This is a genomic window from Pseudomonas glycinis (assembly GCF_054871425.1).
In genome coordinates this window covers 98653-122194 of record NZ_JBTYHF010000007.1, presented here as the reverse complement: position 1 = coordinate 122194, position 23542 = coordinate 98653, and the positions used below count along the sequence as shown (strand labels likewise).

The 23542-nt window shown below is 55.3% G+C and carries 14 protein-coding genes and 2 pseudogenes; 14 read left to right on the top strand and 2 right to left on the bottom strand.

The annotated features are described in order from the left end of the window. Positions 1-35: 35 nt before the first annotated feature. Positions 36-962, bottom strand: a complete 927-nt coding sequence (locus ACYSTU_RS17820) for a LysR family transcriptional regulator (protein ID WP_425643451.1) — start codon at positions 960-962, stop codon at positions 36-38. A gap of 221 nt (positions 963-1183) precedes the next feature. Here ACYSTU_RS17820 and ACYSTU_RS17815 point away from each other — a divergent pair. From ACYSTU_RS17815 to ACYSTU_RS17800, 4 genes and pseudogenes are all read left to right on the top strand, one after another. After that, positions 1184-2620, top strand: a pseudogene (locus ACYSTU_RS17815) (NAD-dependent succinate-semialdehyde dehydrogenase). Positions 2621-2631: 11 nt separating this feature from the next. Beyond that, the gene (locus ACYSTU_RS17810) at positions 2632-2964 is read left to right on the top strand and encodes a carboxymuconolactone decarboxylase family protein (RefSeq protein ID WP_150649336.1); all 333 of its coding nucleotides are present in this window, start codon (positions 2632-2634) and stop codon (positions 2962-2964) included. After that, positions 2965-3444 carry an alcohol dehydrogenase catalytic domain-containing protein gene (locus ACYSTU_RS17805; protein ID WP_425643449.1) on the top strand — a complete coding sequence of 160 codons (480 nt, stop codon included), beginning with the start codon at positions 2965-2967 and terminating at the stop codon, positions 3442-3444. An 18-nt stretch (positions 3445-3462) separates the two neighbouring features. Continuing rightward, positions 3463-3966: pseudogene (locus ACYSTU_RS17800) on the top strand (zinc-binding dehydrogenase); the annotation flags it as partial. 192 nt (positions 3967-4158) lie between these two features. Here the strand turns inward: ACYSTU_RS17800 and ACYSTU_RS17795 are convergent. Then, positions 4159-5055 (bottom strand): LysR family transcriptional regulator, encoded by an 897-nt coding sequence (locus ACYSTU_RS17795; protein ID WP_425643448.1) that lies wholly within the window; start codon positions 5053-5055, stop codon positions 4159-4161. A gap of 140 nt (positions 5056-5195) precedes the next feature. Here ACYSTU_RS17795 and ACYSTU_RS17790 point away from each other — a divergent pair, with 140 nt between their 5' ends. The 10 genes from ACYSTU_RS17790 (at position 5196) to ACYSTU_RS17745 (ending at position 22860) form a co-directional block, all read left to right on the top strand. After that, positions 5196-6185, top strand: a complete 990-nt coding sequence (locus tag ACYSTU_RS17790) for a zinc-dependent alcohol dehydrogenase family protein (RefSeq protein WP_425643447.1) — start codon at positions 5196-5198, stop codon at positions 6183-6185. Positions 6186-8262: 2077 nt separating this feature from the next. Next, positions 8263-9234 (top strand): fimbrial protein, encoded by a 972-nt coding sequence (locus tag ACYSTU_RS17785; protein ID WP_425643446.1) that lies wholly within the window; start codon positions 8263-8265, stop codon positions 9232-9234. Positions 9235-9777: 543 nt separating this feature from the next. After that, positions 9778-10746 carry a fimbrial protein gene (locus tag ACYSTU_RS17780; RefSeq protein WP_425643445.1) on the top strand — a complete coding sequence of 323 codons (969 nt, stop codon included), beginning with the start codon at positions 9778-9780 and terminating at the stop codon, positions 10744-10746. A gap of 55 nt (positions 10747-10801) precedes the next feature. Next, positions 10802-13615 (top strand): ATP-binding protein, encoded by a 2814-nt coding sequence (locus ACYSTU_RS17775; protein ID WP_499000486.1) that lies wholly within the window; start codon positions 10802-10804, stop codon positions 13613-13615. Continuing rightward, a complete protein-coding gene (gene pvrR / locus ACYSTU_RS17770; protein ID WP_425643443.1) occupies positions 13602-14789 on the top strand; it encodes a response regulator cyclic di-GMP phosphodiesterase PvrR in 1188 nt (395 codons plus the stop codon). Before ACYSTU_RS17775 ends, pvrR begins: the two co-directional genes overlap by 14 nt. An 86-nt stretch (positions 14790-14875) precedes the next feature. Continuing rightward, on the top strand, positions 14876-18037 hold the full coding sequence (locus ACYSTU_RS17765) for a hybrid sensor histidine kinase/response regulator (protein ID WP_425643442.1): 3162 nt from the start codon (positions 14876-14878) through the stop codon (positions 18035-18037). Positions 18038-18059: 22 nt separating this feature from the next. After that, on the top strand, positions 18060-18707 hold the full coding sequence (locus ACYSTU_RS17760; protein ID WP_425643441.1) for a response regulator: 648 nt from the start codon (positions 18060-18062) through the stop codon (positions 18705-18707). A gap of 105 nt (positions 18708-18812) precedes the next feature. Continuing rightward, on the top strand, positions 18813-19409 hold the full coding sequence (locus ACYSTU_RS17755; protein ID WP_425643440.1) for a fimbrial protein: 597 nt from the start codon (positions 18813-18815) through the stop codon (positions 19407-19409). Between the two features lie 75 nt (positions 19410-19484). Next, positions 19485-20234, top strand: a complete 750-nt coding sequence (locus tag ACYSTU_RS17750; protein ID WP_425643439.1) for a fimbrial biogenesis chaperone — start codon at positions 19485-19487, stop codon at positions 20232-20234. 85 nt (positions 20235-20319) lie between these two features. After that, positions 20320-22860, top strand: coding sequence for a fimbria/pilus outer membrane usher protein (locus ACYSTU_RS17745; RefSeq protein WP_425643437.1), 2541 nt, complete (start codon positions 20320-20322; stop codon positions 22858-22860). Positions 22861-23542: the final 682 nt, after the last annotated feature.

Sequence of the window (23542 nt, the reverse complement as noted above, 5' to 3'; positions counted from 1 at the left end):
ATCGAGGCGCAAATACCTTTTTGCCCCACAGCGTTTCAATCAATCAGTGCTTGGGCCGTGGCTGCCAGTTGACTGCCAACCCGATCTTTTAGCGTTTCAATAAACCGTGTGATTTTTGCATCGACGAACTGCCGGGAGGTATAGACGGCGTACACGTTGCGCTCATAGGTATGGTAGTCAGGCAAAACCCGCACGAGCCTGCCGGAACGCAAATCGTCGATGGCCGTGAACCCGGCCAGCAAGCCAATCCCCGCACCCTCTCGAATGGCCAGCGCCATTGCATCCATGTCGTTAACGCTGAAACTTGGACCTGTCGGGACAAACGTCGCGTCCCCCGCCTTGCTCTTAAGTTGCCACTCGTCCCGCACATAATCCACGGTGCCCAGCAACAGACACTGGTGATCCCGCAGTTCCTCAGGTGTTTCCGGGGCCGCATGATTGGCCAGGTAGTCTGGCGACGCCACCAACACACAATGGCTGACACCGATTATCTGGCTGACATACGCCGAATCGGGTAGCGCTCGGGCGATCAGAATCGAGACATCCAGTTGGTCTTCCAATAGGTTAGGCATGCGTTGCGAGAGCAGTAAATCCACGGTCACTTCCTGGAACTGCTGGCGGTACTCCAGCACGGCCCCGGTGACCAGATGCCGGGCCAGTCCGGGAACGCAATGCACCCGCAGTGTTCCCCGAGGCTCCAGCGCCGCATTGCTGGCTTCGGCTTCGGCACTCTCCAGATCAGCGAGAATCTTCGTGCAGCGCTCATAGAACCGTCGTCCGGCATCGGTGACCGACAGGCGTCGGGTCGAGCGTTGCAACAGACGTGCGTCGAGCACGTTTTCCAGCGCAGAGACAGCACGCGATACGTTACCGACCGTTGAGTCCAGGTGATTGGCCACGGCCGTGAAACTGCCCATCTCAACAACCTTTATGTACACCGACATGTTCGAAAGCTTATCCATCGCGACCTTCCTGCAGATCTGACGCTCACCCGTGATAACGCGCACTTTTTCTGGATCCTACACGTTCGGACTGCGACTCGATATTACCTCTGGCGACAACAATGATTCCCTTTGGCCCGTCTAAATCAATGGGCCCTCCTTCCATAGACTTGGTTGCACAGGCCGCCTGAACAGGCGCCGGGTTTCATCCGAATCTCCGACAACCAACTGAAGGGCACATCATGAAAACCTCCTACGACCCGCTTCATCTTTTCATCGGTGGTGAATGGATCAGTGCGGAAGGGCGCGATACTGCCGCCGTCGTCAACCCAGCAACCGGCCGGGAAATCGGCCGCGTCCCGCTCGCCACCTCAGGCGACCTTGATCACGCCCTGGACGTGACTCGCCTGAGCTTCGAGCAATGGCGCCAGACCGTGCCTGACAAACGCGCCAAGATCCTCAAGCGTGCCGCCGACCTGATCCTCGAACGTGCGCCGCAGATTGCCGCGCAGATGACCCTGGAGGAAGGCAAGCCGCTAAATGAAAGCCTGGATGAGGTGACCCGCGCGGCGGAGTATTTCGAATAGTTTGCCGAAAGCGCCCGGCGTATCGATGGCCGTGTGGTCCCGGCTAACCGGCCAGGCGTGATGCAACTGGTCAAACGTCAGGCCATCGGCCCGGTGGCCGCATTTACACCGTGGAATTTCCCGGCCATCACCCCGGCACGCAAGCTCTCGGCAGCGCTGGCCGCCGGTTGCAGCGTCATTCTCAAACCGGGTGAGGAAAGCCCCTCCACAGCGTTGGCCCTGGCGCGTGCACTCGACGATGCAGGATTGCCCAAGGGGGTTTTGCAAGTGGTCTTCGGCGTACCGGATCAAGTGTCCAGCCATCTGATCGATTCGCCGATCATTCGCAAAGTGACCTTCACCGGCTCAGTACCTATCGGTCGCCTGCTGTCTGCACGCGCTGCCGAAGGCGTGAAGCCCATCACCCTTGAACTGGGTGGGCACGGACCGGTGCTGGTGTTCGAAGATGCCGACATTGAAAAAGCCGCCGTAGAAGGTGTCGCCAACCGCTTTCGCGGCACCGGACAGGTGTGCATTTCATCCACTCGGTTTCTGATCCAGCGTGGCGCCTATCAAGCCTTTGTCGATCACTTTGTCGCGGCGACCCAAGCCCTGAGAATCGGTGACGGCCTGCATCCGGATACTCAGGTCGGACCGTTGGCAAACCCAAGGCAATTGGCAAAAATGGAAGAACTGGTCGCCGATGCCGTCGAGAAAGGTGCACGGGTATTGGTCGGTGGTGAAGCCTTGTCCGGCGAAGGCTACTTCTTCCAGCCCACCGTTCTGGCGGATGTGCCGATGAACGCTCGCGTCATGCACGAAGAACCCTTCGGCCCCATCGCCGTACTGATGCCGTTCGATGAGCTGGCAGATGGACTGCAAGAAGCCAACCGCCTGCCCTACGGACTCTCGGCCTACGCGTTCACCTCCAGCGCGCGCATGGCCATTGATGTCGCTGACGGATTGGAGGCCGGGATGATCGGCATCAATCAATACCGCATCATCGCGACCGAGCTCCCGTTCGGCGGCATGAAAGAAAGCGGTCACGGCTCCGAAGGCGGCATTGAAGGCATCGAGCACTATCTCACCCACAAATTCATCAGCCAGGTTTAAGGAACTCGCCCATGTCCAAGCTCAATTTCAGCAGTCCTCGCGAAGCCGCGCGCGCGTTCACGCCAAAGCTGTCGCAATTCGTCGACTCGACGCTTTATCCGCAGATCTGGAGTGACCCGGCGCTGTCCCCACGCGACCGTAGCCTGATCACCGTGGCGGCATTGATAGCTGCTGGTCACTCGGAAGAGTTGCCTGCCCACCTACGCCGGGCGGCTGACAACGGTGTGACCCAGGATGAACTGGCGGCAGCAATCACGCACCTGGCTTTCTACGTGGGCTTCCCTGGCGCGATCACCGCATCGGCTATTGCCAACGCCACGTTCAGCGAAACGGAGAACAACTGAATGAAAGCCATCAACATCAGAGAATTTGGTGCGCCAGACGTCCTCGAACTCGTCGAGGTCGCCGATCCTGAAGTGCGTCCTGACGACCTGCTGGTGCGTGTCTATGCCGCCGGGGTGAACCGTGCGGATCTGACTCACCGGACCGGCGGGTACGGCCATCCGAATTTCGGTGACTCGCTGATCATCGGTCTGGAAATTGCCGGCGAAGTGATCGGCAAAGGTAGCGCGGTGACCGGGTTCGAGGTCGGAGATCGAGTCATGGGCGTGGTCGGCGGCGGTGCCTACGCCGAGCTGGCCCGCATTGATTACCGCATGACCATGCACATCCCTGCGCAGCTTGATTATGTACACGCGGCAGCCATTCCCGAGGTCTTCGTCACGGCTCATGAGGCGATGATGTACCTGGCTCGGCTCAAGGCCGGCGATTCGGTGCTGATTCACGCGGCCGCCGGCGGCGTCGGCTCTGCCGCGGTGCAGTAGGCTTACGCCACCGGCACCACGGTGTATGCGACCACCGAAGGCAGCAAGTTGGCGCGTGTCGAGCATTTGGGCGCTGACGTGGCGATCGATTACAAGACGCAGGACTTCGTTGCAGTGATCGCCGACAAAACTCAGGGTCGCGGCGTCGATGTGATCATCGACTTTATCGGCGAGCCCTACTTCGCGCGCAACATCGCGTCCCTTGCTCGCGGTGGTCGCCTGGTTCAGGTGGGGATTCTCGGCGGTGGCGGCAACGTCACGGTGGCGCTGGAGGACATTCTTTACCGCCACTTGCAAATCATCGGTACGGTCATGAAGTCGCGCACGCAACCGGAGAAGCACGCCATGATCAAGCGTTTCCGCGAGCACTGGCTTGATCGCTTCGAGGGGGCCGGCAGCCTTGAGCCGGTTGTCGATAGCACGTTTGCGCTAGCACGGGCTGCTGATGCGCATCGCCGGATTGAGTCTTCCGGGAACGTCGGGAAAATCATTTTGACCATGCAGCCTAATGACCTAGTTTAGTGCTGGTTTTCTTTAGATAAAACTGAAAAGGTGCCTTTCGTGGGCACCTTCAACGGTATGGGGAACACTCTGGGCAGTGCGCTCTTAATTGGCTGATCGCCACAACCAGGCACATCGTGACAGGCGATTGGCCGAAAGTGGTCCTGCGTTAGCGGCAGCTAACCGCCAGTAGCGGCCATAATTCTCTTACGGTCAGAGAGCCCTCCGTGGCCCAAACGCCTCACGTGCGAACTCCAAAAAGCTGCGCAGCTTTGGGGTCATTCTTTGGTCAGGGGCGTAGAGCATATGCATTGAGGTAGTCGGAACCGGGTACTGCGGTAGCAGACGCACCAAAGTCCCATCACGCAACGCATCGCTAACCAGCTCTATCGGCTGTAGAACTACACCCAGACCCGCTACTGCTGCTGCAAGCAGTGGATCACCCTGATTAATCGTCAACTTGCTTGTAATTGGAACATCGATACGCCCCTCTCGGCTATCGAAGCTCCAGTGCGAGCGACCATCAGAATAGGTAAAACCCAGGCACTCCTGCTGCTGTAGATCCCAGGGATTCGTAATGGGAGGGCGACGTGCGAGGTAGGACGGTGCAGCGCACAAAACCATTTCATAGGGCTCTAGCGGCATCGCCTTCAACCCACTGCTCACCAACTCGCCGATGCGAAAGACCACGTCGTAACCATGATCGACGATATCGACCAGCTCGTTCGATAGGGTCAGGTCGATAGACACCTGTGGGTACCGAACCATGTATTCCAACAGGCGCGGAGAAAGCGCGCGAATTCCGAACGTAACCGGTGCGTTGATTCGAAGTCGACCGATTGGTGTGCCACGAGTAAGGGCAGCCAGGCTCTCGGCGGACTGCATGTCTGCAAGGATCAGTTTCGCGCGCTGGTAAAACGTCCTGCCGAAGTCAGTAAGGCTTTGCCTGCGAGTAGTCCGTAGCAATAGGGAGACGCCGAGGTGTTGTTCGAGCATTTTCACCTGCTTCCCTACGAGTTGAGGGGACAAGTTCAGATCGTCCGCAGCGGCGCTGAAAGAACCCAGTTCAACCGTTTTAACGAACGTAGCCATCTGCGTTAGGCGATCCATTACAAACACCATGTTTCTAGTGATAAGCCATCGTAGGCCTTTATCCGCTGGTCACCAAGGTCTAAATTCTCGTCACCCTTCGAGTGGCCGGAGACATTCCGGATTTACATCGAGGCCCATTAACAAACGAGGTACCCAACATGGCACGCATTGTAAGAATCCACGAATATGGTGATGCCAGCGTTCTGAAGCTGGAAGATTTGGAGGTTTCGGCACCGGCACCAAATGAGGTGCAAATTGGCGTTAAAGCTATTGGCTTGAACCGGGCAGAAGTGATGTTTCGCAATCACGCCTATCTACAGGAGGCCGAGTTCCCTAGCCGCTTGGGATACGAGGCCGCAGGCGTCGTGGTTGCAATCGGTAGCGAAGTAACGGAAATCAAGATTGGTGATGAGGTCGCTGTAATCCCGCCCTTGGATATCGCTCGATGGGGCACTTACGGCGAGCTGGCCAATGTACCGGCTCACCTAGTGGTTAAGAGTCCTGAGAACTTATCCTTTGAAGAGGCTGCTGCGTCTTGGATGCAGTACGTCACCGCTTGGGGTGCATTGATCGAACAAGCGAAGCTGCGGCAGGACGACTTTGTCATCGTCACCGCTGCTTCAAGCAGTGTTGGCCTTGCCGCCTTCCAACTTGCTCGTATGGTCGGAGCTACGTCAATTGCGATCACTCGAACCCGCGCGAAGAAGCAAGCCCTACTTGATGCTGGCGCTGCGCACGTCATCGTCAGTGATGAAGAGGACATCGTCGAGCGTGTTATGGCGATAACTGCCGGTCAAGGCGCGCGCGTGGTGTTCGATCCCGTAGGCGGGCCGTCCTTTGAACCCCTCACGCAGAGCATGGCGCGAGGCGGAATCTTGCTGGAATACGGCGCACTTAGCTCTGAGCCGACGCCATTCCCGCTGTTTACCGTACTAGGCAAAAGCTTGACCTTGAAGGGATATCTCTACGCAGAGATTGTGGCCGACCTTGAAGCCTTGGAAAGAGCGAAGGCATTTATTCTGCAAGGGCTGAAGTCTGGTGCGTTGCGCCCGGTCATCGCCAAGACATTCGCGCTTAGCGACATCCAGGATGCTCACCGTTTCCTTGAGGCCAATCAACAAATCGGCAAAATCGTGGTAACTGTCTGACCGGCTTTTATGGGCTGAGAGCGTAACTCTCGGCCCCGCCTCAATCCGATCCAGATGACCGCTTCTGGCCGACAGGAACTGCTCACGAACGACTGCATCCGGGCCAAAAAGCGATTAGTCAGTATCGATGAAGAAAGTAGACGACTTCAATACCAAGTGAATAGCGGGAATATACAGTTCGATCTCGGGTTGAATGAATTAAGGCGAAAAAACCCCTGTCCCTCGTTCCGGAATTCTATTAGCACTGGCAATGGATTCTTTCTTAGCACATTTGTGCTCGGGCAAAGAGCAGCAACCACCAGTTCTGCACCGACGATATTTAGATTTAAATCCGAGAGTGCACCGAATTTATTGCCTACCCTCCGCTTGCCGAGCCGCTCGACTCGAGAAGTTGTCATCACCAGTTCCGAACAGAGCGCGCTAGGACCATGTCGTTATTTAGCAAAACGGCTGATGACCTATAACCATGTTAAGTTCACCTTCACGTGAACGTTGATGCTTGGAGCGGTACCCGCGCGCCTACAAATGATGACGCCGGGTAATCACTTGACTCGTCTGGAGAGCCGCCGCGACTCACAATATCATCACCAGCGCGATAATGTGTTTTTAGTACCGAAGCGGACTCCAACGGATAACTCCCGAACTGAAGGTACTTAGTTGAGTCAGAACTATTGTTTGCTCGATGAAACAGGTATCATTCGGTCGAAAGTAGGCGTGCGGTTAACATGCTGAAGTAAAGGTGCGAGGCAGGGCCATCGCTTTGAGCGCACGGCGCAACAAGCAGTGTTTAACCTGACTGAAGAGATTTGCGCAGCCAAGCCAGACAGCATGCGAAAGCTATAAGTGCAGATATAACAACTAAGAATGCAACCAAATCAACCTCCCGGATAAAATATTTGCTTTCACGCAGCTCAGCCATATATTCAAATCGCCGCACCAAATGATAGATGAAGCAGGTAAATCATCGCTGACTTAGCACAAACAACACAAACAAACTTTAAAGAACAATTTTTTTGCAAGACTTATGAGCCTTAAGCTTGCCATCCCAGCTCTCATTATTTAACACCCTAAACCCCCAACCTTGATACTGGCTGGTCATCATATCTGCTTATGGCGGCAGCAACCATGCTTACTTCATGAACTTACCGCCATTGAAGTACAGCTCAGTACCTGTGACTCCAGCACCCAACTATAGCCAACTACCGAGAAACTTAGTGCAAAGCGTCGCTAATAACTTATCGTAATCATTGGCGCACTTAGAACGTAATGTGGTTTGCATTAATACTCTGGCGGCCAAACTCAACCCAGTCCGCGATCCGCAATGATATGATATACCCACAGCTAGCCGTGATGTCACGTCACCAATTTCGCCCTCGCCCCTGCACTAGCGACTATCAATGGTACCAGAAGCCGCACAAATTTTTTCCTTGTTGCTCACCATTACGCCGTAGTCACTGATTTGTGAATTCTTGATAGAGTTTGAACAATCCGAGATTGCCGCTTTTCAGCAATGAGATTGCCGACACCGTGACATTGGCGCGTGCCTTATTGGTCAGCGGGATCATCCTTCAAAAAGGCCAGCGACAAAAAAGGTTTTATCAATTTCATCCGAACATGCCTTAAGCTGGTCCTTCATTCACCACTATGACGAAATCAGAGACCAATAATCTACGGATTAATTTCGTCAGTTGATTTAGGAAAATCCTTAAAGCGTTGACCATAAAAGGTTCTACGCCCTTTTTCCGTACCGTCAGTCGATCACCAACGATCCCTAAATCGGCAACAACCCTACGTTAAGGATCCTAATATCTTAGGCTGATGCCTGCGAACACATATCAGCAATGTTCGGTCGACAAGGATATAAAGACATCTCAAAAAAAAATTGGTGACGGCTTGCCCTCGCTCTCGCTCTCGCTCTCGCTCTCGCTCTCGCTCTAAATATTATCCACAAACCGGCCGTTTTTTATCATCTTTTAGAAATAAGGATTGTCTGATACCCATGGCGCGCCGAGTAACGCACACTCTCAATGCTCTCTCCCGCAGACTAAAAAATCGTATTTGAAGCAAAGGCACAGCAATGAAAAAATCAATACTGATAATATACCTATCGTTTCTATTATTACCTTTGCACGCTGCTGCGGAAAATTGCTCATTTTATCCGGGGCACAGCCTAACAACCTTCGACATAGCCATCCCAGCTACTATATCCATTCCCCGCGACACTCCAAACGGAACGATCATATATGAAAGCCCACCTAAAACTTTAGACAACATAAACAGTTCTTTTATTTGTATAAGCGAGGCTAACGCCGGCATTCGCAATAACGTGGGGGGAGCAACTGCTCTTGAGTGGAATGCGCTGCCGATCGGGGATACTGGGCTTGCATGGCAATGGAAAAATGTATGGGGACCTCTAGATATTTATCCTTCAGGTAAACAAGAAGCCGGCGGTTTCGGCTTTAACGGCAGCGTTTATCAACTCGCAATAATAAAAGTGGCAGACATTAGCAAAAACCCAATTATACCGGCAGGTGTACTTGGCTACATGCAGCGCGACGAAATCACCACTCTCGGAATGTCGACCAGGGGCACGAGAATATTGGCGCAGTCCTGTGAAACTCCTGACATTACAGTAGATATGGGAGAGCATGACATCAGCTCCTTCCCCACTAACGGCTCATTCTCCAATTCCATTAAATTTAACATCGCCTTAAATAACTGCCCACCTGGCATCAATAAAGTCTCATACTATCTAAGCCCCTCTTCGACTAGCCCGGTACAGAATTCGCTGCGAGGCATAATAAAATTAAGCCCTGATTCAACAGCGAGAGGTATCGCACTACAAATACTTGATGCCGACGGCAATCCTTTCGTCATACATAAAGATCACATACTCACAGACTACTCTTCAACAGGCGGCACTTTCAAAATACCAATGAGCGCACGATATTTTCGCGTTATGACGACTGGAGGCAATGGAGGATTCGATAAGGGTATGCGCGCCGGAACTGCAAACGCAAGCATTACATTCATAATGAGCTATCTATAATCAAGAATATTTTAGCCACTAACAAAATAACGCAAACCAAGCCTATAAAAGCTATATAAAAATAGAGAACACACACCTCACTTAAAACATTCAATTACAGAAACTCTGGCATCAACATGATACCCGTAACCCGGCCAAAACTTTGTATGATCGCCAAACTTTTAACCTATAATTCACGGAAGCCTACTTTAAGTTGATTAATACATGATCGACGCCGATAAGCCAACGAGAATGCACATGATAACCTTCACTATTATGGACGCATGACGCTATCGCTGATGGCGATGCGTCCGCATGTTGGCGATTTAAAATCAAATAAAAGACGTGATTTAATGTGCCATCCCACGACAACTTCCTTATAAGCATAGCGCGCTTTACGTGAGTATCCGAAAGTGATTCCGACGGCAGACAACTTCAGTGTCAGCCGCAATACTGAAAATAAGCACAATCTCTAGGTCGCACATATAAGAATTGACTGATACCAACAAGCCCCACACGCACTTAATGTGAGTGCCCCTTCGGTAGACAAATGGAATCTTTCTAATGAAGCGCTCTACCCGCCTTATTTTGTCGGCTTCAGTAGCAATTGCATTGTCAAACGTGTCAACAGCAATAGCTGGCGAATGCGTTTTTACGGGCGAGTCCGAACACGAAACATTTAACTTCGGCGCAAGATTGAGCAACCGCCCCTTGACTATTCCAGCTGATACTCCCAATGGCACCATAGTCTACCAAGAAACAATGCCATCGGCCCATCAGTCTTGGGAATGCTACCAGACTTCTCGTTACGGAATTTTGTTGAATCCAAAATTTGGTAGCGCGTCCGGACTTGTATCAACATTTCCGTTGGGCAACTCCGGGCTGTCGTATCGCATCTGGCTCAGCGCGGTTAATCGTTACGAAAGAGGGCCGAGGCTTGCCCTAGGAGCAAACGGCTACACTCTCGTCGCAGGCAACCTAAACCTGGAGATTATCAAAACAGGCAAACTGGCATCGAAAGTCAACATCGATGCGGGCGCCTTAGGAACCCTGCAGGGAGATGATTATTTGATATTGAAAACGTTTAACCTGATCAACCCAATTATACTCAATGCCGCCTCATGCGAAACGCCTTCTGTTCCCGTTGCGATGGGGAATGATTATCAGCTTCAAGAGTTCGAGGCCATCGGTGCCCGCACGCGCACGGTCCGCTTTGATATCGCTTTGAATCAATGTAATGCCAGCATCAACAAAGTGACCTATTCGCTGAAAGCCAACACGCCGATTATCGACGCAGCAAAGGGCATCGTCGCACTGAATGCTGGCTCGACAGCCAAAGGCATTGGTTTGCAAGTAATGAATGAAGCGGGCCAGCCGATCGCTTTCAATACCTCCTACCCCTTCGATGCCTTCACCTCCACCGGACTCAATTTCAAGATCCCGTTGTCCGCGGCGTATCACCGTTTGGGCGCGGGAAACGTCGAAGCCGGCAGCGCCAACACCGAAGTGACCTTTATCGTCAAATATCTGTGAGCTCTTTCAGAATCGTCTGATTTTCGTCATTTCCGGTCCGCACTACTGTGTCCGGATGCGATTGAAGAACTACCTCCATCAAATCAGCCCAGTCCTGTCCACGCCCCACGCTGCGCGACGTTTATTGCGCATCTTTGCGTGGGTGTTGCTGGCAGGCATCCTCGGCGGCGTGTACAGCTTTCTGCTGTTCACCTTCAACAACGAGATTTCTCAACGGCGCAGCTACATGAGCAGCGCCATTGCCGAGGCGCACACTTTTTTCACCACCCGCGAGGCGCTGCTGGAAAGCCTAAGTTTGTCGGCAACTCGGCAGATCGCGTTAAGGGCGCCGCTGTCTAAAGAGGAGATTCGTCTGTTGCTTGGCGCGCCCTCGAGCAAGCAATGGAGCATCTGGCTGACCCAGCGCATGCGCGACTATCTGCAAGCGCGCAAACTGAATCTGCTCTATATCAGCAGCGGCGGCGAGGTACAGGTCTGGCACCTATACAACACGACACCAATGTCTGGCGACTTTCCGCGCAAGATGCTTGATCGCTTGGAAACACTCAAACGCGATAATACTGGTTCCCTGAAAGAAATCTGGCTGACCCACAATTCGCAAGGGCATTCACAGCTATACATCTTCATTCGTTTGGATGATCACGATCTCGATTCCGGCTGGCTCGGCCTGGAAATGGACAACCGTGAAGTCTCCAAAGCGTTAAGCGATCACAGCGCCGGTGAGTTCACTATGTTCAACTCCCAAGGCATGCCGCTTTTCAGTAATAGCCACAAGCTGCCGCCCGGTCAAGATTTGCCGCTCTTGCGCCAACAGGATTTCTTCGGTTTCGTCGGTGACGGGTGGCTGCCGGAACAACTCGTGTTACGCAAACAACTTAAATCGTCGGACTGGCAGTTGACCTACTCCTTCGACTTGCTCGCCGTTCTATGCGCCTTATGGCCCCAGATGTTCGGCGCGTTAGCGTTCTGCGTCGCCAGTATCAGCCTGGTGTGGCTGCTGATCCGTCGCCTGGAACATCGCTTCATCAAGCCGACGCTGCAGCGGATTCAGGCGTTGGTCGAAAGTGAGCTTTTCAGCCGCGACGTAATCCAGACCGCGCCGGTGGCGCTCTGCGTGTTGCGGCGCAGCGATGCTCAAGTGGTTCTGGAAAACACCCTCGCCCAGCAATGGTTGGGCGCTTGTAGCGAGCAATTGGGGCCCGGCTGGATCCGCGCTGCTTTTGTGGAAAACACGCCGTGCCTGACCGACTATTTCGAGACTACTGATGGCCGCCATCTGTACCTGAGCTGCGCGCCGACCCGCTATAAAGGCGAAGACGTTTTACTTTGCGCCTTCAGCGACATCACCGCGCGTCGGCAGATCGAAGGAGCGCTGGAGCAGGCGCGCCAGTCGGCCGATGCTGCCAACGAAGCGAAAACTTTGTTCCTGGCGACCATGAGCCACGAAATCCGCACTCCGCTTTACGGTGTGCTTGGCACCCTCGAATTGCTCGCCCGCACCCAACTCGACGCTCAGCAGAAAAGTTACTTGCATGCGATCGAGGGATCTTCCGCAACGCTGCTGCAATTGATCTGCGATGTGCTTGACGTATCAAAAATCGAAGCAGGGCAATTGGCACTGGAATTAAGTGACTTTTCCGTCGTAAGGCTGGCTCAGGAAGTGGTGCAGGGATACGCCGCGACGGCGCAGAGCAAGGGCTTGCAGTTGTATGCCTGTTTCGATCCACAACTGCCGGACAGTCTGGTCGGCGATGTTAGCCGCGTTCGGCAAGTTCTCAATAATCTTTTAAGTAACGCGGTTAAATTCACCGATTCGGGGCGCGTGGTATTGCGGGTTAAAGTGCTGACCCGCGAAGGCGAGCGAGTCTGCGTGCAATGGCAGGTCTCGGACACCGGTCGCGGCATTCCCCACGCGGATCAGGAGCTTATTTTCGAGCCGTTTTATCAAACCGAGGGCAACAGTCATGTGGTGGCGGGCACTGGGTTGGGTCTACCGATTTGCCTGCGCCTGGCTCATTTGATGAACGGCACTGTTCGCATGGTCAGCGAGCCAGGGCTAGGCAGCAGTTTTTCCCTGGCTTTGCCGTTGGAGCAGCGCTCGGGCAGTGCCCTTTCTGAAGTGAAGCCGCAACTTGCGGCCGAGATAGTTTACGTAGTTTCGCCGGTGCGCGAATTGGCCGAAAGTCTGGCTGGCTGGCTGCGTAGTTGGGGGGCTCTGCCTTACCTCGGTGCGCCGGGCAGCCACGAGCCTGCCGACGGCGGCGTATTGCTTGAGTTGTACCCGGAGTCGGTGGCGCAGTGCAGCGACCTGTATTGGTCTGGTCCGCGAGTGGTAGCCAGCGGCGATCCAGCCTGTGAGCCGCGGTGCATCGGCGACTGCTGGTATGCGAATCTGAACAATCTGACAGGGATACGCCAAGCCGTGCGTCAGGCACAGGGCGGTCCCGTCATCGAGCATCAACAGCAAACGTCAACCTCGACGCTGACTCCGTTGCGCCTGAGAATCCTCGTTGCTGAAGACAATGCGATCAATCAGTTGATCCTGCGCGACCAGTTGCAAGAACTGGGCTGCACGGTGACGCTGGCCAGTGATGGTGAAGAGGCCTTGTCACACTGGCAGGACGACAGCTTCGATGTCGTCCTGACGGACGTCAACATGCCGCGCCTGAACGGCTATGAGCTGGCCAGGGCTCTAAGGCGCCTAGGCTGCACCACGCCGATCATCGGCGCCACCGCCAATGCTCTGCGTGGCGAAGAGGCGTTGTGCCTGGCTGCCGGGATGAATCACTGCCTGATCAAACCTTTCACGCTGCGAGCCTTGTCGGCCATCCTGACTCTTTATCAACGAGCTCACAATGAAGTCATCTAGCCTGCTGATTGTCGAAGATCATCCGTTTCAGCATCTGTACTTGCAGAACCTGTTTAACGCGCTGGGCGTGTTCGATCTGGAGTTTGCCCGGGATGGCGAAGAAGCCTTGCGGCGTTTGAAGATCAGAGAGTTCGACTTGGTGCTCACCGACCTGCTGATGCCAGGTATGGACGGCGTGCAGTTTATTCAGGGCCTCGCTGCGCAAAACACCCGTCCAGCACTGGCGATCATGAGCGCCGCCTCGCGGCGCATGCTAATGGGCGCGAGCCTGGTGGCGAGCAACCTGCAGGTGAAAGTCATCGGGCTAATTTCCAAACCGGTGAATAGCGCCACATTACGCTGCCTGCTCGAGCAGCTGCACGCACTACGCAATGACGTACCAGCCGCCGCGCACGCCGATATCGATCGGCAAAGTCTATTGCATGCGCTGGATAAAGCTGAGCTCCAAGCCTGGTTTCAACCCAAAAAGGCGCTGGACAATGGCCGCATCGTTGCCGCCGAAGCGCTGGTGCGCTGGGTGCATCCCGAACATGGTATGTTGTTGCCCGGATTGTTTCTGCCAGCACTGATCGCCCACGACCTTGAAGAACATTTGCTCTGGCGCATGCTTGAACAGACGATTGCCGCCCAAACGATCTGGCAGCAACAAGGCTATAACATTCCGGTGTCGGTCAACCTGCCGACCCACCTGCTCAACAGCCACGACCTGCCCGATCGCATCTTCGAATTCGTCCTGATGCATAGTGGCTTGCCGGCGCAAATCTGCTTCGAACTGATGGAATGCTCGGTACCCGATGACATCAGCAACTTCTACGCCGGTGCCTGCCGCTTGCGAATCAAGGGTTTCGGCTTGTCCCAAGATGATTTCGGAAAGGGCTACAGCTCCTACATGAACCTAGTGTCGGTGCCTTTCACCGAGCTGAAAATCGACCGCGCGCTGGTGAAAGGCTGCGACAGCAACGCTGAACTGGCGCAGGCGCTGACCAGCATTGTCACCCTTGGTCGGCAGCTGGGACTATCGGTGGTGGCCGAAGGCGTGGAAACCGCGCAAGAACTTGCTCTGTTGCGTAAGATCGACTGCACTCAGGTCCAAGGCTTCCTGATTTCCCACGCGGTTTCTTCGGAGCGGTTCCAGCAGTTGCTAAGCCATGACGGCCCGGCGAATGTCTGGTGATCCGCAGCAGGTGCTGGACGACCGTCACTGCCCTCGAAGTCATCGGTGCTCATTCGCGTAACCACTTTCAATGACCGGGCGTTTTTATGCCACATCCCAATGCATTTTTGGAGAAACTTGCCAGCAGTTCGCTGCGCTTGAACAAAGGTTTGCTGATTCTCGGCGCGCTGGTATTGCTGTTGCTGGGCATCAGCTATCTTGGTGTGCAGCGCATGGTCGAAGAGCAGAGCGACACCATGCAGTTTCACTTCGCCCGGCTGATGGAAAATATTCGAGAGCAGGAAGCCTTTCTCGGCGATATGTCAACGGCCAGCGACAATGGTGAGTACCTTTCCGGGAACGTAGCGACGCCGGTGGGGCAAAAGCATTTGCCAGAAGAAGGGCCAAACATTTATGAAGGCCGTGGCCAGCCTTTCTCGCTGCCATTCAGCGTGAAAATCGACCCCGATCGAATCGCCCCTAGCCAGTACCCCAAAGTATTTGCTCTCGGCAGTTATCTGGCTGCTTATTACAGCGCCTTTTGGGCAGCATCTCACTACCAGTCGCCGCAGGTGATCCTGCTCAACGGACCGGACAATTTCGACATCGCCGTGCCCGCTGCTGGCCGCTTACGCGGCGCCGGACCGACGCAAATTAGCACATTAGTGAAGGTCATGACCCAGAAAAACCTGCAACGGCACGCGCAGACTTCAGAGCGAGTGCACTGGGCGCCCTACCCGTTCGCTGAGGAAGACAACGTTACCCCGAGCCTGCTCGCCTACGTGCGGATTAACTTGCACAAACCGACGCTGGCCATCGAAGGCTCAAATTCCTGGGTTGTGCTCGGTTCGCTGATGAAACTGTCGCAGGTCAATAACATCGAGCGCTTGATGGAATGGTCTATTTACGACGATTTCACTCTGATTACGCCCAGCGGCACAGTTTTAATAGGCGAGCTCAAGCCTGGTCGAATGCTCGATGAAGGTGCGAACCTGACCCGCGACGGTCTAGTGTTCAAGCTGATCAGCCCAGGAGAACAGCAATGGACCGCGATCTATGTGATCGGTGTACAAAGTTTCCTCGACTACGCATTATGGCCATTGCTATGTCTGCCGGGACTGGTGCTGGCCCTGCTCGGTTGTGGCCGCACGCTCAATCGCTGGTACACCAGCCGCGTGATTGTTCCAGCGCAGAGCGCCCACGCGAGCATCGCCGAGAGCGAGGCTTTCAGCCGCGCGGTCATCGACACCGCGCCGACCGGTCTGTGCGTAATCAGCCGCCCTGATCGTCAGGTGTTGCTGGAAAATCAGCGCGCGCAGCAATGGCACGACACCCATGAATTGATAAGTCTGCTCGACCAGCACGGCGCAAGCGGCCATGGCCACGCTGAACTTGAGATCGACGGTACGCATCTGCATGTGGCCTTCGTCTCCACACGTTATCAGGGGCAAGATGCGTGGCTCTGTGCTCTGCACGATGTCACCCGACGTGTCGAAGATGCAGCAGCACTGGAAGTCGCCCGTCAGGCGGCCGATTCAGCCAATCAGGCCAAGAGCCGCTTTCTTGCAACCATGAGCCACGAGATCCGCACGCCGCTGTATGGCGTGCTTGGGACGCTGGAACTACTCGGCCTGACCAAACTCGCGCCGCGTCAGCAGGTCTATCTGGAAACCATTCAGCGCTCGTCCGCCAGCCTATTCAAACTGATCAGCGACGTGCTAGATGTTTCGAAAATCGAGGCCGGGCAGATGAACCTCGAGCTTCAGCCGTTCTGCCCGCTGGAGCTGACTGAAGACATGGTACGCAGCTACGGGGCGATTGCCCGAGGCAAAGGCCTGCAACTGTTTGCCTGCATCGATGCGGCTCTGCCGGATCAACTACTCGGCGATGCGCAACGCATCCGGCAGATCCTCAACAATCTGCTGAGCAACGCAATCAAATTCACCGATAATGGCCGCGTAGTCGTGCGCGTTAAGGTGCTGCAAAACGCCGGGGGCCGCGCCGAGGTGCAGTGGCAGGTTAGCGATTCCGGCGTTGGCATTTCCCAGGCGCAGCAACAACAATTATTCGATCCGTTCTACCAAGTCAACGAAGCCGACAGTCATGCTGGCGCGGGTCTCGGTCTGGCCATTTGTAAGTGGCTGTGCGAGTTAATGCATGGAGAGTTGAACGTGGTCAGCGAACCGGGCCTGGGCAGCCGCTTCAACTTGCAACTGAGACTGGATTGCACGCCGGGCAAGCTTGACGATTGCCCAGAGTTCGAAGCCGGCAGCGCCGCCGTTTACGTGCGCGCACCAGTCGCCGATCTGGCGGAGCATCTGATCGGCTGGCTGAACCGCTTTGGTCTCGATTGCCGTCTGGTGACGAACGATTTGCCGCCACCTTCAGAGATGCTGGTGGACCTCGCGCCGCTAACCAACGCCATGGTTTTCGATGGCCCGCGAATCGCTGCAATACCGGGCGGCCCCAACCCGGCCCAGATGAATGACAGTGGCTGGCAGGTCGACGCCGATGACGTGCGTGCGATTGGCTGGGCCATTGCGCTGGCCCGACACGATGCCCATAAGCGAAGTGTGCCATCGTTGCGGGAAAAGACCCGAGCGTTGAATTTGCGCGTGCTGGTGGCCGAAGACAATGCGATCAACGCAGCGATCATCAAGGAACAACTAGAGGCGCTGGGCTGTTCGGTGATCGTTGCCACCAATGGCGAGCAAGCCTTGGCGCAATGGGCACCGAAACGCTTCGATCTGCTGCTGACCGATGTCAACATGCCGATCATGAACGGCTACCAACTGACTTCTGCACTGCGCGAACGGGATGCGGCGCTACCGATCATCGGCGTCACCGCCAATGCCCTGCGCGAGGAAGGCGAACGCTGCGCCGCCGTGGGCATGAACGCGTGGATGGTCAAACCGCTAAACCTCGCGACACTGCGCGCGCAATTGCAGAGGTACTGCGAGACAGCCATCGTGCCGCGCGCCGACGCCGCGCCGAGGCTGTCGCCGAAAATGCGCGAGTTGTTTGTTTCGACGCTGCGCAAGGACATTGAAACCACCCTCAACCTGCTGGATGCAGATGACGCCAACGGTGTTGCGCAGCAGCTGCACAGCATGGCCGGGGCGCTGGGCGCGGTGCAGGTCGAGGCGCTAGCCCATGAGTTCGTTAAACTAGAATGCCGCCTGATTGGCATGGCCATCACCTCGGCGCTCGCCTTCGAAGTGCGCCAACAACTGGCGCGCCTGACTGCCCTGCTCGACGCCCTTGAATAATTTCACTCTGGATAAAGCACCCATGGAAACCTTCAACGTTGTTATCGCCGATGATCATCCCATCGTTCTGCTGGGAGTGCGCGAACTGGTTGAGCGCAACCGGTGTTTCCGCGTGGTCGGCGAAGCGGGTCGATCCGATGGTTTGATCGAACTGCTGGAGTCACAACCGGTGGACCTTTTGATCACCGATTTCAACATGCCCGGTGACTCGCCCTACGGTGACGGTCTGAAATTGGTCGAATACGTGACCCGACACTATCCCGAAGTACGGGTACTGGTTCTGACCATGATTTCCAATCCATTGATTCTGACCCGCCTGCAAGAGCTCGGCGTACTCGCAGTTATTCAGAAAAGCCAGTTGCACGTTGAGATAGAGGTGGCGCTCAAAGCCATCGCCAAGGGGAAGCGGGTACGCGGCCATCAATCGGCGCCGACCTCAGTGCTGACCGATGTCCCTGATCTGGATGAACGGTTTTCCCGACTCTCGCCCAAAGAATATGAAATTCTGCGCTTATTTGTTCAGGGGCAGGCCGTAAACGATATTGCCCGTGGTTTGAATCGAAGCGCCAAAACAATCAGCACGCAGAAAATTTCGGCCATGCGCAAACTGGATGTCAGTAGCGACCAGGAATTGTTGGCTTATTGCCTAGAACGCAACTTGTTCAATTAACTGATTGTTATCCCTTCAACTTTCCGCCTTCTAGGGATTGTCTGATGTTGTAACGCCCGAGCAGGTTTTATTGTGTTGTCTCTACCCCACTAATGGAAAAGCAACATGAAAAAGCTGTCTCGCACACTTCTTGCCCTTTCGATCTTCGCTGCTGGTAGCGTACTCGCAGCCGATGCAGTTGTGCCGGCTGCTCCTACCAAAGCGGGCAGCGGCACGATCAACTTCACCGGCACCATCAACAACGATGCCTGCTCTGTTGAAGGTGCCGGCAAGAACAAGACGATTTCGGTAAACATGGGTGAAGTGTCGATCAAAGACATGGGCACGGCCACCGCGCCGAAAGGCAACGGCACACTGAGTGTCGAGAACTTCGACATGAAGATCAACTGCAACGCCGGCACCAAAGTCGCGATGATCTTTGAGCCGACGAAGGGCGCAGGTTCGGGCATCGAAACCGGCACCAAGGTTCTGAAACTGATCGAAGGCCTCGGCGCGGCGAAAGGTATCGGTATCGCCCTGCTTGATGCAAACGGTGCAGTGATCGACTTGACCTCGCCGACTACCGCGCGCGTCGAACACACCCTGCAGGATAGCAACACCACGCTGAAATTCTCGGCAGCCTATGTGACTACCGTCGATCCAAAACTAGCGGTTGCCGGTCGTGGTGACGCGACCCTACCTTTCACCCTTCAATACGAATAATCCGAGCGATTCATCGAGCAATGTGCGGGACCGAATGGTCCCGCATTTTCCTTTACTCTGCACGGTAATCTTCTGATGTTTTTACGTCCTTCCCTGTCTTTTTGCGTTGGTCTGCTGGGTCTGTTCGCCGTCAATCAGGCCATGGCCGGTATTTCCCTAAGCAGTACTCGGCTGATTTTCGACGGCAAGCATAAAGAAGCCGGCATCACCGTGCGTAACAGCGGCGCTGACGTGTTGATTCAATCGTGGGTCGACACTGACAGCGATACGGCAGCCACTGCGCCGTTTGCCGTGACCCCGCCACTCGTGCGAGTGAGCGGTGAAGAACAGCAGATTCTGCGGGTTATCTACGAAGGCGCTGGCATGCCCACCGACCGCGAGTCGGTGGTGTGGCTGAATGTGCAGGAGATTCCGCAGTCGGCAAAAACCGCAAACACCCTGCAACTGGCGGTTCGCCAACGGATCAAGGTTTTTTTCCGCCCTGCGGGTCTGAAAAATAACTCTTATCTAGCCCCGACCGAACTGACTTGGCGACTGACCAAGCGCGAGGGCAAAAGCCTGCTGCTGGTGAATAATCCAAGCCTCTATCACGTCTCGATCGCCGACATCACGGTGCATTCCGACATCACCCGCGAGCACCCTTTTGATTCGATGATGATCGCGCCTGGTGAGCAAAAAGAGTTCATCCTAAAACAACCGCTTGCGACAAGTTCTCTGCGCCTGTCTTTTAGCAGTATTAATGATTATGGCGCCCAAGACCGCTATGTCGCGCAACTTTCAAGCAGCGCCGAAGTGCACGGCAGTTTGGATAAAGAATTGCCATAACTCGCCTGCTGCTTTAACAGCCGCACTTTTACTGTATTTGTCTTCGCTCCGTTAGTTCGTATCGGAGGTGATATAGGGTTTCCGCATGCTTTTACTTAAACGCGATGGCCTGACGCCGTTCTCGGTCGCTCTGATCTTCAGCACAACCTGTCTAGCCGACGCTGAAGTAGAATTCAATACCTCATTTCTGCAAGGCGCCACATCCGCCGTAGACTTGCAATCGCTGCTCGCTGGAAGTCGCGTACTCCCCGGCACTTACCGGGTCGATATGTACGGCAACGACATTCTCGTGGGTCGTCGCGATATCGACTTTCGCCGCCAACCAGATCGTAACAAGGTTGAAGCCTGCTTGACCGTCGATATGCTCAAACAGTTAGGCGTGGACCTCGGCAAGTTGCAGGCCAGCGGCAAAGTGGACGCCGCCGATGCGGACGCTTGCTTAGACCTTCCGGCGATAATCGACCACGCCACCGTTCGCTATGACATGCCACGCCTGCGTTTACTGGTCAGCGTGCCGCAAAGTGCCATGGAACGTGGTCGCCGTGGTTATGTCGACCCGGCGCTGTGGGACGAAGGCGTACCGGCGGCGTTCATCAATTATCAGGTGAGCAGCAACCGCAACAGCACCGACCCCGAGACTACGTTTGCCAATAACATTGGCCTGCGGAACGGTATTAACCTCGGAGGCTGGCGCTTGCGCAATGAGTCCAACTTCAGCAGCACCACAGGCCAGCCGCGCACATTCAAGAGCAACCGCAGCTATCTGCAACATGATGTTACAGCGCTGAAGAGCCAGTTCAGTGCCGGCGATATTTTCTCCGACGCCGACCTCTTCGATAGCGTTCGCTATCGAGGCATGAAACTGGCCTCCGACGACGGCATGCGAGCCGACAGCGAGCGCGGTTATGCGCCGGTGATTCGCGGCATTGCGCAATCGAGCGCCACCATAGAGATTCGCCAAAACAACTACATTCTTTACACCGCTAACGTGCCACCTGGGCCGTTCGAGATCAGCGACATCTACCCCAGCGGCTCCAACGGCGATTTGGAAATCACCGTGATCGAGTCCGATGGCCGGCGCCGGGTGACGGTACAGGCGTTTTCCAGCCTGCCGATCATGGTTCGGGAAGGGCAACTGAAATACAGCATCTCGGCGGGCCGCTACAACAGCAACAGCAATAACCAGCAGACGCCGGAATTCATCAGCAGCACGGTAGCTTATGGCGTCAGCAGTAACTTGTCAGCGATCGTCGGTACCCAGGCCACCGACAATTTCCAGGCACTTTCGATGGGTGCCGGGCGAAATACGGCGATCGGTGCAATCTCGCTCGACCTGACCCACTCCAGCAGCAGCACCTTCGGCCACACCGTCAAGGGCAACAGTTTGCGCGCGCTTTACGCCAAGACCTTCACCGGCACCGACACCAACTTCACCCTCGCCGCTTATCGCTATTCCACTGAGGGCTATCGCACCTTGAGCGAACACGTCGAAGAGCTGAGCCGTGAGGGACAGCAGCGCACCGGCAATTCGAAAAACCGCACCGACCTGACCGTCAACCAGAGCCTCGGGCGCAATCAGCAGTTCGGCAGCATCTACCTAAACGCGAGCGACCAGCGTTATTGGGGACGCGGCGGCTCGCAAAGCCTGTCGGCTGGCTACAGCAATTATTGGGGCGAGGTCAGCTACAACCTCAGTGCGACCTATACAAAGGACGTAGGCAACTACGGCCCGGCGAACAACGACACCTTGTTAAACCTTTCGCTGTCGTTTCCGCTGGGCTCGAAACCCCGTGCACCAAGGGCCTTCGTTTCAGCTAATACGCAGAAGAACAATAGCAGTACTCAGGTCGGCGTCAACGGCTACTTGTCCGACGACAGCGACACTTACTATTCCTTGCAGGGCGGCAACAGTCGCACCGGCGGCAGTACGGGCTCGGCCAACCTCAGCACGCGAACCTCGGTGATGGACATAAGTGCTAGTTACAGCCAGGGCCGTGGCTACAACTCACAGAGCCTAAATGTGGCCGGTTCGATTGTCGGCCATGCTGGCGGGGTCAACCTGGGGCAGACCGTCGGCGAGACGTTCGCGCTGGCGCAGGTCGAGGGCGTTGAAGGCGTGAAGGTCGCCAGTTTCTCCGGGGCGGAAACCGCAGGCAATGGGTATGCAGTGGTGTCCAACGCGCAACCGTATCGGGTCAACTGGATCAGCCTCGACACCCGCGATCTGGGCGGCGACTTTGAAATTGACAACGCCACTCAGCAAGTGGTGCCGCGCCGTGGTGCAGTCGTGCTGGCGCGCTATGCGAGCAAAACAGGGCGCCGGGTGCAGTTCACCCTGTTCGATGCGCAGCACCAGCCGATTCCGTTCGGCGCTGCACTGGAAGACGCCACCGGCAAGCAACTGGCAATCTCCGACCCGAGCGGTAAAGCACTAGCCCTGGTCGAAGACGACGCCGGCACTCTGACCATCAACTGGCAAGGCCAGCGTTGCGAAGCACCGTATGCGCTGCCCGAGCGTGACAAGGCGTTGAACTACGAACGCGCCTCACTGGTGTGTCGTTCGGACGAAACTGGGCAGACCAGCAACTACCCAGTTGACTCGAAGCCCGAGCCAATCAAAAAGTGACTATGGATGCGAATCTGATTTTGGCTGCTAGTCAATTGATACTCAATTTAAAAATTCTACCTGGAGTCAAGAAGCCTTATCGACTGGCCGAACCGACATTCGAGTTCGTCAGAGCTAGTAAATTGAAATCTAAGGTCGTCAAAATCATATTTGAGCCGCTTCGTTGAGCCGTTAACGTTGTCTCACGGTCAGTTGCGCCTCCACTTCCATAAGTCCGACAAGGTAGCGAACTGGGCAGAATAATGCGGCGAGACGCTCATCAGTGGATGATTGAGCGCACGTGCAGTTTCGCAAACGGCCTTATGCAAAACTGATTTCCACCAGTCAGCCCTGTGCCTTGCAAAATTCCATTTCAGCCGTCCTCGATAGGTAGTGCTCGCGATGTGCGCGCGCTTTCTGAAGGTCGGGAGTCAGCTCTTGTGCGGGAGCAGTGGGGGGGGTGGCGCAACTATGTTAGTCGGCTCGGGTTGGGCTGCGACGTGACTGTACACGTCACGCTCAAGCCGATCGCTGTTGGTGGCGAACACCGACGGCAGCCTTGCTCGGGTCGGCGATATCGCAGAGCAACGCTTCAGGGGTCAGCACATCGACTTACTTGTCATTGGGAGACAGGACCCAGCCGGCCCACCTTCATAAGCCAATTGGTGTAACTCGGTCACCGTTCATTGTGCGCGGCGAAGGT

What these genes read in the sequence shown, in the direction of transcription:
- ACYSTU_RS17760 (WP_425643441.1), top strand. Translation starts at nt 18,060, where the DNA reads ATGGAAACCTTCAACGTTGTTATCGCCGATGATCATCCCATCGTTCTG.
- ACYSTU_RS17775 (WP_499000486.1), top strand. Translation starts at nt 10,802, where the DNA reads ATGCGATTGAAGAACTACCTCCATCAAATCAGCCCAGTCCTGTCCACG.
- ACYSTU_RS17745 (WP_425643437.1), top strand. Translation starts at nt 20,320, where the DNA reads ATGCTTTTACTTAAACGCGATGGCCTGACGCCGTTCTCGGTCGCTCTG.
- ACYSTU_RS17780 (WP_425643445.1), top strand. Translation starts at nt 9,778, where the DNA reads ATGAAGCGCTCTACCCGCCTTATTTTGTCGGCTTCAGTAGCAATTGCA.
- ACYSTU_RS17820 (WP_425643451.1), bottom strand. Translation starts at nt 962, where the DNA reads ATGGATAAGCTTTCGAACATGTCGGTGTACATAAAGGTTGTTGAGATG.
- ACYSTU_RS17785 (WP_425643446.1), top strand. Translation starts at nt 8,263, where the DNA reads ATGAAAAAATCAATACTGATAATATACCTATCGTTTCTATTATTACCT.
- ACYSTU_RS17765 (WP_425643442.1), top strand. Translation starts at nt 14,876, where the DNA reads ATGCCACATCCCAATGCATTTTTGGAGAAACTTGCCAGCAGTTCGCTG.
- pvrR (WP_425643443.1), top strand. Translation starts at nt 13,602, where the DNA reads ATGAAGTCATCTAGCCTGCTGATTGTCGAAGATCATCCGTTTCAGCAT.
- ACYSTU_RS17790 (WP_425643447.1), top strand. Translation starts at nt 5,196, where the DNA reads ATGGCACGCATTGTAAGAATCCACGAATATGGTGATGCCAGCGTTCTG.
- ACYSTU_RS17750 (WP_425643439.1), top strand. Translation starts at nt 19,485, where the DNA reads ATGTTTTTACGTCCTTCCCTGTCTTTTTGCGTTGGTCTGCTGGGTCTG.
- ACYSTU_RS17795 (WP_425643448.1), bottom strand. Translation starts at nt 5,055, where the DNA reads ATGGATCGCCTAACGCAGATGGCTACGTTCGTTAAAACGGTTGAACTG.
- ACYSTU_RS17755 (WP_425643440.1), top strand. Translation starts at nt 18,813, where the DNA reads ATGAAAAAGCTGTCTCGCACACTTCTTGCCCTTTCGATCTTCGCTGCT.
- ACYSTU_RS17805 (WP_425643449.1), top strand. Translation starts at nt 2,965, where the DNA reads ATGAAAGCCATCAACATCAGAGAATTTGGTGCGCCAGACGTCCTCGAA.
- ACYSTU_RS17810 (WP_150649336.1), top strand. Translation starts at nt 2,632, where the DNA reads ATGTCCAAGCTCAATTTCAGCAGTCCTCGCGAAGCCGCGCGCGCGTTC.